This window comes from Alloyangia pacifica, from assembly GCF_003111685.1.
Lineage (GTDB): Bacteria > Pseudomonadota > Alphaproteobacteria > Rhodobacterales > Rhodobacteraceae > Salipiger > Salipiger pacificus_A.
This window is the reverse complement of sequence record NZ_CP022189.1, coordinates 1,436,009-1,451,262: the sequence shown is the minus strand read 5'-3', so window position 1 is coordinate 1,451,262 and position 15,254 is coordinate 1,436,009. Positions and strand designations below refer to the sequence as shown.

The following is a 15,254-nucleotide window of genomic DNA, read 5'->3' as shown; positions in this document are numbered from 1 at the left end:
GTCTGATAGCGTCACTCGGCCCAGTGCACCACCGCCTGATCGAGCACCGCATTGATCGGCGCCTCCTCGGGCGGCAGACCCTTGGCCTTTTCCAGCGCAGCCCGCTTTTCTGCCCCGAAGATGAGCACGTGCTTGTTCAGGGCCCCGCCCAGAACCGGCGCGGTCAGGGTGATCCGCGGCTCGGGCGCACCGGGCGCGCGCATCGGCAAGAGGATCGGCGCATCCGGCGACAGGGCCTCGGCAAGCCGGTCGGCGCCGGGGAAGATCGAGGCGGTGTGCAGATCGGCGCCCATGCCCAGCAGAACCACGCCGAGCGGCAGCGAGGCCCGTATCGCCTCGGCCAGTTCCTCAAGCTTCTCCTCGGGGGTCTCGGCCTCGGCGTAGAGCGGCAGCAGCCGTGCCGCCGCAGCCTTGCCGGTCAGCAGACGCTCGCGCAGCAGGCGGGTGTTCGACCGGTCCGAAGTCTCGGGCACCCAGCGCTCGTCGCCAAGCAGCACGTCGACCCGGTTCCAGTCGAGCGAAGTCGCGCTGAGGCTGTCGAAGATCGGCCCGGGCGATGTGCCACCGGGCACCGCGAGAGACACGCGCTTGGAATGGTCGAGCTGCGCGCGCAGCTCTCCGGCGATCATGTTGGCAAGGTCGATCGCCAGCATCTCGCGGTCGGGATAGTCGCGGAACTCGTAGCTCATGTCTTGATCCCCCGCCAGCGGCGGCCGTCCCTGTTGATCAGGAAAGCGGCATCGTCCGGCCCGGTGCTCCCTGCATCATAGGGCTTGGGATGATCGCCGCGGCGTTCCCAGCCCTCGATCAGCGGATCGGTCCAGGCCCAGGCGGCCTCCACCTCGTCGCCGCGCATGAACAGCGTCTGGTTGCCGCGGATCACGTCCATGATCAGCCGCTCGTAGGCGTCGGGCGCATCTGCGGCATCCGGCCCCAGCGCATCGGCAAAGGACATGTCGAGCGGCACGTCGACAAGACGCATGCCGCCCGGCCCCGGCTCTTTGATGGTGACGCCCAGCGTCATGCCCTCGTTCGGCTGCAGGCGGATCGACAGCATGTTGCGGTGCCGCCCGGCGTCCATGCCGAAGATCGAATGCGGCGCGTCCTTGAACACCACGGCGATCTCGGAGGCCTGCGCCGAGAGCCTTTTACCCGTGCGTAGATAAAACGGGGTATTTGCCCATCGCCAGTTGGAAATGTAGCATTTCATCGCGATGAAGCTCTCGGTCCGCGATGCCTGGTTTTCGACGTCCTCGCGGTAGGAGTTCACCTCGCCGTCCGAGGTGTACTGGCCGCGCACGATGCTGTCGGGATCAACCGGGTCGAGCGCGCGGATCACCTTGAGCTTCTCGTCGCGGACCGCGTCGGGCTCGAAGCGCGCCGGCGGCTCCATGGCGATGAGGCAGAGCAGCTGCATCAGGTGGTTCTGCACCATGTCCCGCATCGCGCCGGACTTGTCGTAGTAGCTGCCGCGCCCGCCGACGCCGACGGTTTCGGCCACCGTGATCTGGATGTGGTCGACGTATTGCGCATTCCACAGCGGCTCGAACAGCATATTGCCGAAGCGCACCGCCATCAGGTTCTGCACAGTCTCCTTCCCGAGGTAGTGGTCGATCCGGTAGATCTGTTTTTCGTCGAAGTGCCGGGCCAGCTCGGCGTTGAGCGCGCGGGCAGATTCGAGATTGTGGCCAAAGGGCTTCTCGACGACGATCCGCGCGTCGGGATTGGTCAGCCCGTGGCTGCGCAGTTGTTCGGCAAGATCGCCGAAGAGGCTCGGCCCGACCGAGAAGTAGAAGGCCCGCACAACCCCATCGTCGTCGCGCAGAGCCTCTTTCAACTCGGACCAGCCGCTTTCGCCGCGGGCGTCCACGGCGACATAGCCCAGCAGTTCGAGGAACTCACCGAGCGACGTATCATCGCATTTGGCCTTGCCGAACTCGAGGATCGCCTCGCGCACCATGTCGCGGTATTCATCCACCGAGATCTCGGAGCGCGCGGCGCCGATCACCCGCGAGCCCTCAGGCATCTGCCCCGAGCAGTAGCGGCGATAAAGGCCGGGCAGGATCTTGCGGCGCGCAAGATCGCCGGTGCCTCCGAAAATGACCAGGTCGAAAGGATCGACGGGAATGACGCGGGAAACCATCTAGGGCCTGTCTCCGATTCTCATATTACGTCGGTTAGCGCTAACCGAGCCCTGCCTACCGCATTGCTGCGCGCGAGTCTAACATCCTGCGGCAGCGCGGCAATGCCAGGGGGAAAGATAAAGCGCACCGGTAACCATTTGCCGAAGGCCGACGGATCGCTTGAACCGGCGGGTCGCCCGTGCGACGCAAGGGCAGAACAAAACGACAGCAACAAGACCACGCCTTGGGCGCGGGAAAAAAATCGGGGCGGGCCATGGCACGACGCATCATCATCGACACGGACCCCGGGCAGGATGACGCGGTCGCCATCCTTCTGGCCCTTGCCTCACCCGAACTCGAGGTGCTGGGGATCACCGCCGTTGCGGGCAACGTGCCGCTGCCCCTGACCTCGCGCAATGCCCGCATGGTCTGCGAACTGGCCGGCCGCACCGACATCCCCGTCTTCGCCGGCTGCGACGTCCCGCTGGAACGCAAGCTGGTGACCGCCGAGCACGTGCACGGCAAGACCGGTCTCGATGGCCCGGAACTGCCCGGGCCGGTGATGCCGCTGCAGGAGCGCCACGCGGTCGACTTCCTCATTGACACGCTGCGCGCCGAGCCCTCGGGCACGGTCACGCTCTGCCCGCTCGGCCCGCTCACCAATATTGCCACCGCCTTCCGCCGCGCCCCCGACATCGTCGACCGCGTGCAGGAAATCGTCCTGATGGGCGGTGCCTATTTCGAGGTCGGCAACTACACCCCCGCCGCAGAGTTCAACATCTACGTCGATCCCGAGGCCGCCGCCGAGGTCTTCGGCTCGGGCGTCCCGCTGGTGGTCATGCCGCTCGACGTGACTCACAAGGCGCTGGTGACCAAGCCGCGCAACGACGCGATCCGCGCGCTCGGCACGCCGGTGGGCATGGCCGTGGCCGAGATGACCGACTTCTTCGAGCGCTTCGATCTGGAGAAATACGGCTCCGAAGGCGCGCCGCTGCACGATCCCTGCGTCACCGCCTATCTTCTGGCTCCCGAGATCTTTTCGGGTCGGCACATCAACGTCGAAATCGAGACCGTTTCCGAGCTGACCCTCGGCATGACGGTGGCCGACTGGTGGGGGGTTTCGGGCCGCGCGCCCAACGCCACCTTCATCGGCGATCTGGATGCCGACGCCTTCTTCACCCTGCTCACCGAAAGGCTGGCCAAGCTATGAAATCCCTGCACCTCGCCGGTTCCGACGATCTCGAACGGCTGCTGCCCATGGTCGCCAGCTTCCAGGCAGAGCGCGGCACCGAGCCTGACGAGGCCCGGATCACCGCAGCGCTGACACCGCTGCTCGAGGGCGCGCCGCAGGGCGCCGCCTGGCTCATCGGCCCGCGCAAGGCGCCGGTCGGATACGTGGTGGTCAGCTTTGGCTGGTCGGTGGAAAGCGGCGGCATGACCGGCACGATCGACCAGCTCTACATCCGCCCCGCGGTGCGCAGCCGCGGCATGGGCAGCGAGGCGCTGTTCCAGCTCACCCAGGCGCTGCGGCAGGGCGGCATCACCGCCCTCCAGATGGAGGTCGACCGCGAGGACGAACACCTGCAGCGCTTCTGCCGCCGGGCCCGCCTGCAGGACCGCGGCGCCGCGCTGATGCGCTGCGCGCTCTGAGAGCCGCGCCCGAACCGCCGCTCTCTCTCGCAAGCCCCCTTTCGCGGAGCGCCAGCTCTGCCTATCTGGACTGTCATGACCCTTTCGATCCCCTTCGACAACAGCTATGCCCGCCTGCCCGAGGCCTTCTACGCGCGGGTTGCGCCCGCCCGCGTCGCCGCCCCGAAGCTCATCGCTTTCAATACGGCACTGGCCGGGGAGCTTGGCATCACCGGTACGGATGATCCGCTGCTCGCGGCGATCTTCTCCGGCAACACGCTGCCCGAGGGGGCGAACCCGCTCGCCCAGATCTACGCCGGCCACCAGTTCGGCGGCTTCTCTCCGCAACTCGGCGACGGGCGGGCACTGCTGCTCGGCGAGGTGATCGACAGGGCCGGCCTGCGCCGCGACATCCAGCTCAAGGGCTCGGGCCCCACCCCCTTTTCGCGCCGCGGCGACGGGCGGGCGGCGCTGGGGCCAGTGCTGCGAGAATACGTGCTGTCCGAGGCGATGCACTCGCTTGGCGTGCCCACCACCCGCGCGCTTGCGGCGGTGCGCACCGGCGATGATGTCTACCGCGAGACCATCCTGCCCGGCGCTGTCTTCACCCGTGTCGCCGCGAGCCACATCCGCGTCGGAACCTTCCAGCTTTTCGCCTCGCGCCAGCAGTACCCAGAGCTGCAGCAGCTCTACGAGTACACCCGCGCGCGCCACTACCCCGAGACCAGCACCCCCGGCGAGATGCTTGCCGCCGTCTGTCAGCGCCAGGCCGAGCTGGTGGCGCAGTGGATGTCGCTCGGCTTCATCCACGGGGTGATGAACACCGACAACTGCACGCTCTCGGGCGAAACCATCGACTACGGCCCCTGCGCCTTCATGGACCAGTATCACCCGGACACGGTCTATTCCTCGATCGACCAGCACGGGCGCTATGCCTACCAGGCGCAGGCCGACATCATCGTGTGGAACATGGCCCAGCTTGCCACCGCCATGGTGCCGCTCGTGCAGGACCAAGATGCGGCGGTGACCGAGTTCACCGAGATCATCAACGCCATGCCCAACCTCATCCGGGGTGCCTGGCTGACCCGCTTTGGCGCCAAGCTCGGCCTTGGCGCGCCGGACCCCGAGGACGCGCGGCTGATCGCCGACCTGCTGCAGATGATGCAGGCGGGCGGCTCGGACTTCACCAACACCTTCCGCGCCCTCGCCAGCGGCTCGGCCCGCGACGAAATCGCCGACCGCACCGCCTATGACGCCTGGCATGCCCGCTGGCAGGAGCGCATCTCCGAAGAAAGCGCTCCCGAAGCGCGGATGCGCGCGGCCAACCCCGCCTTCACCCCGCGCAATCACCGCGTCGAGCAGATGATCGCCGCCGCGATGGAGGGCGACGAGAGCCTCTTTCATCACCTCAACGTGGTGCTCTCGCGGCCTTACGAGGATCAGCCCGAGGCAGACGACCTGCGCCGCCCGCCGCTGCCCTCGGAGGTTGTTCAAGCGACCTTCTGCGGCACATGAGCCGGCGCCGGCACGACCGGCAACTCCTTCGTAAAAGCGCGCAAATCCGCCCATACGGGAATTTTCCTTCCCCAACGTCACCGCATCCGGCAAGCTGGCGGCGACATCAACCTCGGCATGCATGTTGAAGGGAGCACGAAGATGAGTCTCATGGGAACCCTGGCAAAGATTGCCGTCGGCTATGCCGCCGCGCGCGGCGTTGACCGTCTCTCCGGCGACCAGGGCCTTGGCACGCTGATCGGCGGCAAGGCCCAGATCCCCGGCTCAGAGCCCGGCACATCGCTGCAGGCGCAGATGGGCAAGATGCTCGGCGGCAACGGCAACCCGCTTGGCGCCATCATGGAACAACTGAAGAAAAGCGGCCTCGGCACCATGCCGGGCATGGATCAGGCCGGCCAGGCCGCCAGCACGGGCCTCGCCGGGATGCTCGCGGCCGCGGCAAAGGCGGCCAACATGGGCGGCAAGAACCTCGGCGACATGCTCGACAAGATGAGCGCCACGCACGCCGCCCCCGAGGCCGAGACCGCCGCCGGGCTGATGCTGCGCGCGATGATCCAGGCCGCCAAGGCCGACGGCGAGATCGACGCCGCCGAAAAGGCCAAGCTGACCGACACGCTTGGCGCCGATGCCTCGCCCGAGGACATCGCTTTTCTCAAGGAGCAGCTGGGCGCCAAGCTCGACCCCGAGGCGCTGGCCAAGGACACGCCCGATGCGCAGAAGACCCAAGTCTACGCCGCTTCGCTGATGGCGATCACGGTGGACACGCCGAACGAGGCCGAATACCTTGATCGTCTCGCCAAGGCGATGGGGCTGCCGGAAACTGCGGTGAACGCGCTTCACATGCAGATGGGCCTGCAACCGCTCTACGCCTGACACAGTCGCCGGTCCTCCGGCCCCAAGACCGAAGGCCCGCATGCAAAGACACCCCTTCTACGGCCTTGGGCTCGCCGCCCTCGGCGCGCTCGTCCTGACGCCCGACACGTTGCTGATGCGGCTGTCGGGCATGGAGGGGTTGTCGATGCTGACCTGGCGCGGGCTGGCGCTCGGGGCGACCTTCTGGGCGATCTTTCTTCTCACCACACGCGGCCCGCGCAACCTGCGGCTTCTGCTGACCCGCCCCGGGCTGACGGTGATCGCCTGCCAGAGCGCCAATGCCGCGCTCTTCTCGCTTGGCATCGCGGTGGCGCCCGTCGCGGTGGTGCTGCTGGCGGTGGCGACCATGCCGGTCTGCGCCGCGCTGCTGTCGCGGCTGCTCTACGGCGAGCCGACCAGCCGCGCCACCTGGATCACCATGGGCGCGGTCCTGCTGGGCATCGGGCTCGCGGTCAGCGGCAAGGGCGATCTCGCGGCCAGCCCCGGCACGCTCGTGGGGGCGCTCTGCGGATTTGGTGTCGCGCTCACCCTCGGGCTCAGCTTCGTCACGCTGCGCCACGCTCCGGCACTGCCGCTGATGCCCGCCATGGGCACGGGCGCGCTGATATCCGGGCTCTGCGGGCTGGCGCTGGTGCCGGCGGGCGCACTCACCGAGGGCCATGTGCTGCCGATCCTGGCCACCGGCGCGGTGATCCTGCCGGTCTCCTTCTTTTGCCTCAGCTCCGCCTCGCGCCACACCGCCGCGGCCAACGTCAGCCTGCTGATGCTGCTCGAAACGGTGCTTGGCCCGGTCTGGGTCTGGGCCTTCCTTGGCGAGGCGCCGAGCCCGCGCATGCTGCTTGGCGGCGCGCTGGTGGTCATCAGCCTCGCGCTCTACATCGTGACCACCCGCCGCCGCGCCCCGAGACCCGCCCGGGTTCCTGCCAGCGCCAACTACCCCGTCAGCGAGGCGCGCGGTGCCGAGGGGGCAGAGCCCCCTCTCTCCTGACACCCCAACCTGCCGAACGGGTTCAGCCGACCAGCAGGTTCACCCTCCGGTTCTGCTTGCCCTTGTTCTCGATCTTGCCGAGCCGCAGGTCCCCGATCTCGCCGGTGCGCGCCACATGGGTGCCGCCGCAGGGCTGCAGGTCGATCTGCCCCTCGCCCTCGCCGATCCGCACCAAGCGGATCCGCCCGGCGCCACGCGGCGGCTGAACGCTCATGGTCTTGACCAGCTCGGGGTTGGCGTCGAGTTCGGCCTCGGTGATCCAGCTTTCCGAGACCGTCAGGTCGCGGGCCACGAACTCGTTCAGCATCGCCTCGAGCCCGTCCCGGTCCTCGGGTGGCTCGGGCATCAGGAAGTCGAGCCGGCCCTTGCCGGCGCTGATCTGCCCGCCGGTTACCGGCAACGGCAGGGCCACCGACAAGAGGTGCAGCGCCGTGTGCACCCGCATGTGCCTGTGGCGGCGTTCCCAGTCGAGCACCTGCGTGACGCGCGCGCCGACATAGGGCAGCGGCTTGGGCTCGGCCGGGACAAGCACGATGGTCTCGCCCTCACCCTTCACCGCCGTCGCGATCTCGATCGAGCCGCCCGGCCAGCGCAATTGGCCGCTGTCGCCGGGCTGGCCGCCGCTGGTCGCGTAAAAGAGCGAGGCATCAAGGATGATGCCGCCCTCCTCGGTCAGCCCGATGACCTCGCCCGGCGCCTCGCGGCGATAGGCGTCTTCAAGGAACAGTCGTTCCGTCAACTCGCTCTCCTACTCGTCTTCCGGTCCGACGGTCGGAAAGGCATCGCCTCCGCCGCCGGTCTTCTTGCCCTGCCGCTTCGCCGGCGTGTCATCCTCGGTGCCCTCGTCGGCGCCGCCCTGCGGCGACCGGTCCCCGGAGGGATACAGCGCTTCGGGGTTCCGCAGCCAGATATCCCGCTGCGCAAAGGGCACCTCGATCCCCTCGGCCACGAAACGCGCATTGATCTCGTGGTTGAAGTCCGAGAGAATTTTGATCTTCTGGTTCACGTCCCGCACGATGGCCCGGATCTCGAACTCCAGCGAATCCGCGCCGAAGCGCGCAAAGACAACCGAGGGCTCGGGGTTGAGAAACACCATGTCATGCTCGCGCACGATGCGCAGTAGGATGCTCTCGACCTTGCGGGTGTCGCTGCCATAGGCGACGCCGACCGTGGTGAAGACCCTGCCGACGACGTTGCCACGGGTGAAGTTGGTCACCGTGCCCGAGATGAAGTCCGAGTTCGGCACGATCACGTCGGTGCGGTCGAAGGTCTCGATCCGCGTTGCGCGCACCGAGATGTCCTTGACGATGCCCATATTGGGGCCGACCTCGATCCAGTCGCCCTGGCTGATCGGCCGCTCGATGAGCAGGATGATCCCCGAGACGAAGTTCTGCACGATGTTCTGCAGGCCGAAACCGATCCCGACCGACAGCGCCGAGATCACGTAGCCGAGCGCGGTGAGGTTGATCCCCGCTGCCGTGATCGCAACCACCGCCGCCAGCATCACCCCGGCGTAGCCAAGCCCCGAGATGACCGCATTCTGCCCGCCGATGTCGAGCTTGGTCTTCGGCAGGATCGAGCTGCGCAGCCCGCTTTGCAGCAGGCGGGTGACGCCGTAGCCCACGGCGAAGACCACCAGCATGGTCAGGAAGCTGGTCGGCGAAATGCGCGCGTCGCCAAGCAGGAAACCCTCTTGGAAGCGCGCCCAGAGTTCTGTGAGATCTGCGACCCGCGCGCCCCAGATGAGCGCCAGCATCGGCAATGCCAGAACGATCAGCACCACGCCAGCAAGCACGGTCATCAGGCTGTCGTCGGGATCCTTGCGGGTGATCAGCTCATAGAGGTCCTTGACGAAGCGCTGCAGCACCAGCACAAGAGCCAGCAACGACAGCGACACCACTGCAGGAAACACCATCCCCTGCCCGACCCGGTGATAGCCGACCGCCGCCATGATCGGTCCGAAGACCGCCAGCAGCATCGACAGTCGGCCAATCAGCCGCGCCAGCTGCATCCGGAAGGTCGAGCCATCGAGCAGCGTGCCGTCGCCCTCCTCGGGCTCACTGCGGCTCAGCCCGGACAGGATGTGCCCGAGGCGGAACAGCATCAGCGCCGTGAGCACGATCAGCGGGAAATCGAGCACCGCGTTTGTCGCGTCGGAGAATTTGAAAATCTCCGAGAGCGTCTGGCCCATGCCGCGAAGCACGTAGAGCAGCGCGAGGACCGACGAATAGAGCCAGGCCTCGGTGCGCTGCCAATTGGGCAGGGGCATCGTGGCGACCGCGTCGTCGCTGTTGAAGCTCTCGCCCGCCAGCCAGCGGATGTAGAGCAGCACCAGCCCCCAAATCGGCACGGTGTACATCACCACTGTCAGGTTCTGTCCAGGCAGCCCAGAGATCGTCGCCGCCACCACCAGCAGGATGAGCCCGCCGAGCGGCACCACGATCGAACCGAGCGAGGCGACGAAGCGCCAGACACCCGTGCCCCGGCGTGTGCGTCGCCGCAGCCATTCCTCGATCCGCCGCACCCACGCCGGGCCGCGGATCACCAGAAGGCCCGACAGGCCTACCAGCAGGATGATCACCGGAAGGTTCTCGCGCGCCGCCGCGCGCTGGCTTTCGGAGGCGAAGTTGTCGCGCACCTCCTGCACCAGCGACGTGCCTGCCGCGACCACGTCGTTCGCCGCAGGAGCCCAGAGCTGGAAGTTCAGCGGCGACGGCCCGAGGGTCAGCAGGCGGCTGGTCTGCATCTCGCGGATCTTGGTGTCGATCTCGCCGATCAGCCCGTTGGCCTGAGTGTAGGCCTCCTGAGCGCGGCGCACCGGCGCCTGCGCATCGGCAAGTTGCTTGGTCAGGTCGGCCCGCCGATTGGCGATGTCCTCGGCCTCGCTCTCGCCCTCGGCGGGGGCCGGGCCGAGCGTGTCGAGCTGCTGCTGCAACGTGTCGATGCGCGAGGCATTGGTGCTTTCAGCCCGTAGGAAGCTGTCCCGCCAACCCGCGATCTGGCTGCGCAGATCCTCGTATTGCTTGACGGTGACATCCTCGCCGTCCAGCAGACCGTCGGCCTGCTCCGCGAGTTTCGTCCAGGTGGCGTAATCAATGTCCTGTGCCTGCGCGACCGCCAGGGTCGCGCAGAGCAAAGTCATCGCGCAGGCGGCAAGGACACGCCGGATCAGGGCACTCATACGTCCTCGAAGACGCCGGGGATCGAAGCGGGCGAGCGGTCGAGCCAGCCCGGCACCGGCAGATCGCGCGAGCGCAGGAAGCTCGGGTTGAAAAGCTTGGACTGGTAACGCGTGCCGTAGTCGCAGAGCACGGTGACGATGGTGTGTCCCGGGCCCATTTCCTTGGCCATGCGGATCGCGCCGGCAACGTTGATGCCGGATGAGCCGCCAACGCAGAGACCCTCCTCGGAGAGCAGGTCAAAGACCACCGGCAGCGCCTCGGCGTCGGGCACCTGGTAGGCGAAGTCGGGGGTGAACCCCTCGAGGTTGGCGGTGATCCGGCCTTGTCCGATGCCCTCGGTGATCGAGTCGCCCTCGGATTTCAGCTCGCCGGTGGTGTAATAGCTGTAGAGCGCCGCGCCCATCGGATCGGCCAGACCGATCTTCACACCCTTGGACTGCAGTGCGCCCGCAACCCCCGCCAGCGTGCCGCCCGATCCCACGGCGCAGATGAACCCGTCGACCTTGCCGCCGGTCTGCTCCCAGATCTCGGGGCCAGTGGTTTCCACATGGGCCAGCCGGTTGGCGACGTTGTCGAACTGGTTGGCCCAGATCGCGCCGTGCGTTTCGGTCTTGGCCAGCTGCTCGGCCAGGCGGCCCGAGTAGCGCACGTAGTTGTTCGGGTTGCGGTAGGGCGCCGCCGGGACCTGCACCAGCTCGGCGCCGGCAAGACGGATCATGTCCTTCTTTTCCTGAGACTGGGTCTCGGGGATCACGATCACCGTGCGGAAGCCCATGGATGCGCCGACCAGCGCGAGACCGATGCCGGTGTTGCCCGCCGTGCCTTCGACGATGGTGCCGCCGGGCTCAAGCAGCCCTTTCTCCATCGCATCCTTGATGATGTAGAGCGCCGCGCGGTCCTTCACCGACTGGCCGGGGTTCATGAACTCGGCCTTGGCGAGGATCTCGCAGCCCGTCATCTCGCTGGCTTTCTTCAGGCGGATCATCGGGGTATGTCCGACCGCCTGCGCCAGATCCTGTGCCACGCGCATGGGTATCTCCACTTCGTCAATTCGTTGGTGGACAGGTGTAGGGCGGACGCCGGGTGAACTCAAGCCGCCGAACGGAGGCGCTCACGCGCCCGTGCCAACCACAGAAGCATCATCGCCAACGGCCCGGCGTTGACCTCGCCGCTCTCGACGAGGTCCACGGCCGCCTCAAAAGGCAGAACATGGCTGCGGATGTCCTCGTTTTCGCTGTCGAGCCCGTTGATCCCGCCATGATGATCACCAAGATCGCACAGGCCAAGGAAGCAGTGGAAGAACTCGCTGGTATACCCCGGGGATGCATAGACCCGCAGCATCGGCTCGAGCCTTCCGAGGCACAGCCCCGCCTCCTCGACCGCCTCGCGGCGGGCACAATCCTCGGGGCTTTCGCCGGCATCCACCAGCCCCGCGACCGGCTCGAGCACCCAGGGGTGGCGGTCCTCGCGCAGAAGCGGCCCGTAGCGCATCTGCTCGATCAGCAGCACTAGGTCGCGCTCCGGATCATAAGGCAGTACCAGCGCCGCGTCATAGGCCACAAAGCCCTCGCGGTGGATCACCTCGGACATGGCGCCGTCGAAGCGCTCGTGCTGCAGCGTGAAATCGCGCATCCCGAAGAAGCCGTCGTGGGCGCGGCGATCGGAGAGGATTCGCACCGCGCCCTCGCGGGTGCGGTCCGAGCGCAGCGTGCAGGGCGTCTCCCGCCCCGCCAGCGCCCGCGACCAGGCGCGGGCCGCGAGATAGGGCCGGATCCTGCGCACCATCTCCGCCGGGCGCCGACCGTAGCCGAGCATGATCTCGCGCGCGATCTCGCAGCCGAGCGCGGCGTTCTGCGCGCACCATCGCGCGGCATCCCAAGGGCTGCCGGACGCAGGGTCGATCCGTGCGTAGACCGCTTCCGCCTCGCCGGGAATGGCGATCTCGGCGAGGTCTTCGGCGTACCAGCCGGTGAAATAGCACAGCCGGGCGACATCGGCCTCGGTCAGCTCGGGCAACAGACCCGCCGCCTCGGACCCGGGCGCCGCGCAGAGCAGTGTCAGCCGGTCCGCCCCGCCCTCCGGGTCCAGCACCGCGTGGCCGGGCAGACGTGTCGCAGGGGTCTCCACCGGGCGGCCGAGCACGATCTCAAGCAGGGCCGGATCCGCCAGTGCGCCGGACAGGAAGACCTTCATGCGGGTTATCTCCAGTTTCGTGCGGCCAGCTCCGCCAGGGCGCCGGACAGGACCGCGCCCAGGACCATCAGCCCGATGAACCCTCCGTCCAGCAGATGCGCCCCGAAATCAAGGGCCAGATCGAAAATCGCGACGAAGGCCTCCGCCGGGCCGTCGTAGCGGTGCCGCATGGCCAGCCGGAACATCTCGTAGATCGCCTGCGCCAGGATCCCCCAGAGCACCAGCATGGCCGTGGCGGTGATCCCGGCCGAGATGCCGTTTGCCATGCCGCGCCCGACCCGCGTGCCGAGGACCCGCCAGCCCGCCGTCAGCCCGAGCAGCAGGTTGAGCCAAAGAAACCCGCCAAAGGCCGTGGTCTCGGGCATGACGCGGGTCATGATGTAGCGTGACCCGACAAAGGCCAGAAACGCGAGGCAGAGCGCTGCCACGAGGCGCGCAGCAGTGGTCATCTGAATACTCCCCGAACACCAATTACTTGTTTGCTGTCAATAAACGCCGCGCGCCCCCCGGACGCAAGATGGCGAAAACCCATGGGGCGGCGACGTCACCCTGCAACAGCAGATTGGCCCGGAATGCGCCGTTTTTATGAAATTATGATGCCCACCGGTGTCAGAAATCTCGGTTCTCATAGGCCTCCAGCGCCGCCTGGCGGCCCTCGCGGGCCGACACCACGGGCTCGGGATAGGCGTCCGACCCGTCCAGCCCCCAGCTGCGCGGCACCGCGTCGAAGTAGTCGAGCGCGCTTTGCGGCGCCTGCGCCTGCCCTTCGGCGATCCACTTGCGGCGGTAGGCGCCCTTGGGGTCGAACTTCTCAGCCTGGCTCTCGGGATTGAAGACGCGGAAGTAGGGCGCGGCGTCCGGCCCGCAGCCCGCCACCCATTGCCAGCCCATCGCGTTCGATGCCGGGTCCCAATCGATCAGGCAATCGTCGAACCACGCCTGCCCGACGCGCCAGTGCACCATCAGGTGCTTGGTCAGGTAGCTTGCCACGATCATCCGCGCACGGTTGTGCATGTAGCCGGTGACATACATCTCGCGCAGCGCCGCATCGACCACCTCCATGCCGGTCCGCGCCTGTTCCCAGAGTCGCACCTCGCGCAACCGGCGGTCCTCTTTCCAGGGGAAGGCGCGCCATTCCCTGCGCCAGTTTTCCTCGAGGATATGCGGCGTGTGCCACATCAGGTGATAGGCAAAGTCACGCCAGGCAAGCTCTGCTAGGAACTTGCCTGCCCCGGCTTTGCCCTCGGCCTGCGCCCGCAGGCCGGCGTGCCAGCAGCGCGCCGGGCTGATCTCGCCGAGGCTGAGGTACTCGGACATCCGAGATGTGCCGTCCACGTCCAGCCGGTCGCGAGCCTTGCCATAATCCGCAACACCGTCGCGCATGAAAGTGCCAAGCCGCGTCTGCGCCGCCTGCTCGCCTGCGGACACATGCTTGGCCAGCACCGCCGCGCCCCGGTTCATCGCGCCCCCAAGGTTCCAATCCGCCAGCACCGCGCTGTCGGGCCACTCGCCGGGAGCGGCGATATCCGAGGGCGCCGCTTCGGGTGCGGCCACCTCGCGATCCTTCACCGCCCGCCAATAGGGGCTGTAAACCTTGTAATAGCCCCCCTGTTTGGTCTCCACCGTCCAGGGTTCGAAAAGCAGGTGCCCGGCAAAGCTCTCCGCCTCGATCCCCTCCTCCTTGAGCCGCGCCTTGACGTCGGTGTCGCGCTCAACCGAGGCCGGATCGTAGGCGCGCTGCCAGTAGACCGCCCCGGCCCCAGTCTCGCGCAGCAGCTCGGGGATCACCTCACGTGCCGGCCCGGCCCGCAGGATCAGCCGCGAGCCCGCCTCTTCGAGCGCCGCCATGAAGACCTCTAGCCCCCGCTCCAGCCGCCACTTGGGCGCCGCCCCCAACGCATCGACCGTGTGGTCGCGGAGGAAGACCGGGATCACGGGACCGCCGCGCGCCACCGCCGCGCTCAGCGCCGCATGATCCGACAGGCGCAAATCGCGCCGAAACCAGACAAGCGTCGGGGAAACATCGTGCATGGGGCCTCCTGGAACCTCGGGTTTCGCGGGCAAACTGGCCCGCCCGCCGGGTCCGTCAAGGACTCTGGCACGGACCCGCCGTCTTCATCTCTTTGCGAATACGCGTATTGCGCCGGACTGGATCAGCGCCAAGATCGGGGTCGAGCGCCTAAGCTGCCCGATGAGATCGCGGCGAGAGGCCCCACAAACCGCGGGAGGAGCACCATGCACATCAGGACCGAGGGACCGGAGGAGGCCGCGGCGATCTCGGCACTCACCACCCGGGCGTTCGAAACGGCCGCGCAGGCGAGCGGCACCGAGGCGCAGATCATCGAGCGGCTTCGCGCCGCAGGGGCGCTGACCGTCTCGCTCGTTGCCGAGGAGAACGGAGCGCTGATTGGCCATGTCGCGGTCTCGCCGGTGGAGATCGGTGGCCACCACGGCTGGCAGGGGCTGGGGCCGATCTCGGTCACGCCGGAGCGGCGGCGCAAAGGAATTGGCACGGCCCTGATGCGCGCGGCGCTGGCCGAGGTCCGGGCCTCGCATGCGCCCGGCGTCGTGCTGGTGGGCGATCCGGCCTTTTACGGGCATTTCGGATTTCGGCGGGCCCCGGGGCTGCAGCTTGACGGCATACCGCCCGAGGTGCTCCTTGCCCTGCCCTTCGGCCCGGACCTGCCGCAGGGGGCGCTCAGGTTCCATCCCGCATTCGGGTTGGACTGACCGCGCTGGCAACGCAAAACG

The 15,254-nt window shown here is 67.6% G+C and carries 14 protein-coding genes; 6 read left to right on the top strand and 8 right to left on the bottom strand.

The features are described 5' to 3' along the window. Positions 1 to 11: 11 nt before the first annotated feature. Both pgl and zwf read right to left on the bottom strand, forming a co-directional pair. Positions 12 to 689, bottom strand: a complete 678-nt coding sequence (gene pgl / locus CEW88_RS06965; RefSeq protein WP_108965382.1) for a 6-phosphogluconolactonase — start codon at positions 687 to 689, stop codon at positions 12 to 14. Beyond that, positions 686 to 2,143, bottom strand: a complete 1,458-nt coding sequence (gene zwf, locus CEW88_RS06960) for a glucose-6-phosphate dehydrogenase (protein ID WP_108965380.1) — start codon at positions 2,141 to 2,143, stop codon at positions 686 to 688. The genes pgl and zwf overlap by 4 nt, the downstream gene beginning before the upstream one ends. 254 nt (positions 2,144 to 2,397) lie before the next feature. Here zwf and CEW88_RS06955 point away from each other — a divergent pair, with 254 nt between their 5' ends. The 5 genes from CEW88_RS06955 to CEW88_RS06935 all read left to right on the top strand — a co-directional run bounded on the left by CEW88_RS06955 (position 2,398) and on the right by CEW88_RS06935 (position 7,128). Next, positions 2,398 to 3,333: a nucleoside hydrolase gene (locus tag CEW88_RS06955; protein WP_108965378.1), complete on the top strand. Its 936-nt coding sequence runs from the start codon at positions 2,398 to 2,400 to the stop codon at positions 3,331 to 3,333. Next, complete coding sequence (locus CEW88_RS06950; RefSeq protein ID WP_108965377.1) at positions 3,330 to 3,773, top strand: GNAT family N-acetyltransferase; 444 nt, start codon at positions 3,330 to 3,332, stop codon at positions 3,771 to 3,773. The genes CEW88_RS06955 and CEW88_RS06950 overlap by 4 nt, the downstream gene beginning before the upstream one ends. 75 nt (positions 3,774 to 3,848) lie before the next feature. Then, the gene (locus CEW88_RS06945) at positions 3,849 to 5,267 is read left to right on the top strand and encodes a protein adenylyltransferase SelO (RefSeq protein WP_108965375.1); all 1,419 of its coding nucleotides are present in this window, start codon (positions 3,849 to 3,851) and stop codon (positions 5,265 to 5,267) included. Positions 5,268 to 5,408: 141 nt separating this feature from the next. After that, the gene (locus CEW88_RS06940; protein WP_108965373.1) at positions 5,409 to 6,140 is read left to right on the top strand and encodes a DUF533 domain-containing protein; all 732 of its coding nucleotides are present in this window, start codon (positions 5,409 to 5,411) and stop codon (positions 6,138 to 6,140) included. 40 nt (positions 6,141 to 6,180) lie between these two features. Continuing rightward, complete coding sequence (locus CEW88_RS06935) at positions 6,181 to 7,128, top strand: DMT family transporter (protein ID WP_108965371.1); 948 nt, start codon at positions 6,181 to 6,183, stop codon at positions 7,126 to 7,128. Positions 7,129 to 7,150: 22 nt separating this feature from the next. On the opposite strand, the gene CEW88_RS06930 is transcribed toward CEW88_RS06935, so the two are convergent. The 6 genes from CEW88_RS06930 to CEW88_RS06905 all read right to left on the bottom strand — a co-directional run bounded on the left by CEW88_RS06930 (position 7,151) and on the right by CEW88_RS06905 (position 14,534). Continuing rightward, positions 7,151 to 7,867, bottom strand: coding sequence for an alanyl-tRNA editing protein (locus tag CEW88_RS06930; protein WP_108965369.1), 717 nt, complete (start codon positions 7,865 to 7,867; stop codon positions 7,151 to 7,153). Between the two features lie 9 nt (positions 7,868 to 7,876). Further along, positions 7,877 to 10,309 (bottom strand): DUF3772 domain-containing protein, encoded by a 2,433-nt coding sequence (locus CEW88_RS06925; protein ID WP_108965367.1) that lies wholly within the window; start codon positions 10,307 to 10,309, stop codon positions 7,877 to 7,879. Then, on the bottom strand, positions 10,306 to 11,340 hold the full coding sequence (locus CEW88_RS06920; RefSeq protein WP_108965365.1) for a cysteine synthase A: 1,035 nt from the start codon (positions 11,338 to 11,340) through the stop codon (positions 10,306 to 10,308). Before CEW88_RS06920 ends, CEW88_RS06925 begins: the two co-directional genes overlap by 4 nt. A gap of 59 nt (positions 11,341 to 11,399) precedes the next feature. Beyond that, a complete protein-coding gene (locus tag CEW88_RS06915; protein ID WP_108965363.1) occupies positions 11,400 to 12,503 on the bottom strand; it encodes an NUDIX domain-containing protein in 1,104 nt (367 codons plus the stop codon). Between the two features lie 5 nt (positions 12,504 to 12,508). Next, entirely contained in the window at positions 12,509 to 12,952 is a 444-nt protein-coding gene (locus tag CEW88_RS06910) for a TrgA family protein (RefSeq protein ID WP_108965361.1), read from the bottom strand. 160 nt (positions 12,953 to 13,112) lie between these two features. Further along, positions 13,113 to 14,534 carry a cryptochrome/photolyase family protein gene (locus tag CEW88_RS06905; RefSeq protein WP_108965359.1) on the bottom strand — a complete coding sequence of 474 codons (1,422 nt, stop codon included), beginning with the start codon at positions 14,532 to 14,534 and terminating at the stop codon, positions 13,113 to 13,115. Positions 14,535 to 14,738: 204 nt separating this feature from the next. Here CEW88_RS06905 and CEW88_RS06900 point away from each other — a divergent pair, with 204 nt between their 5' ends. Further along, a complete protein-coding gene (locus CEW88_RS06900) occupies positions 14,739 to 15,233 on the top strand; it encodes a GNAT family N-acetyltransferase (RefSeq protein WP_108965357.1) in 495 nt (164 codons plus the stop codon). The last annotated feature ends 21 nt before the right edge of the window (positions 15,234 to 15,254 follow it).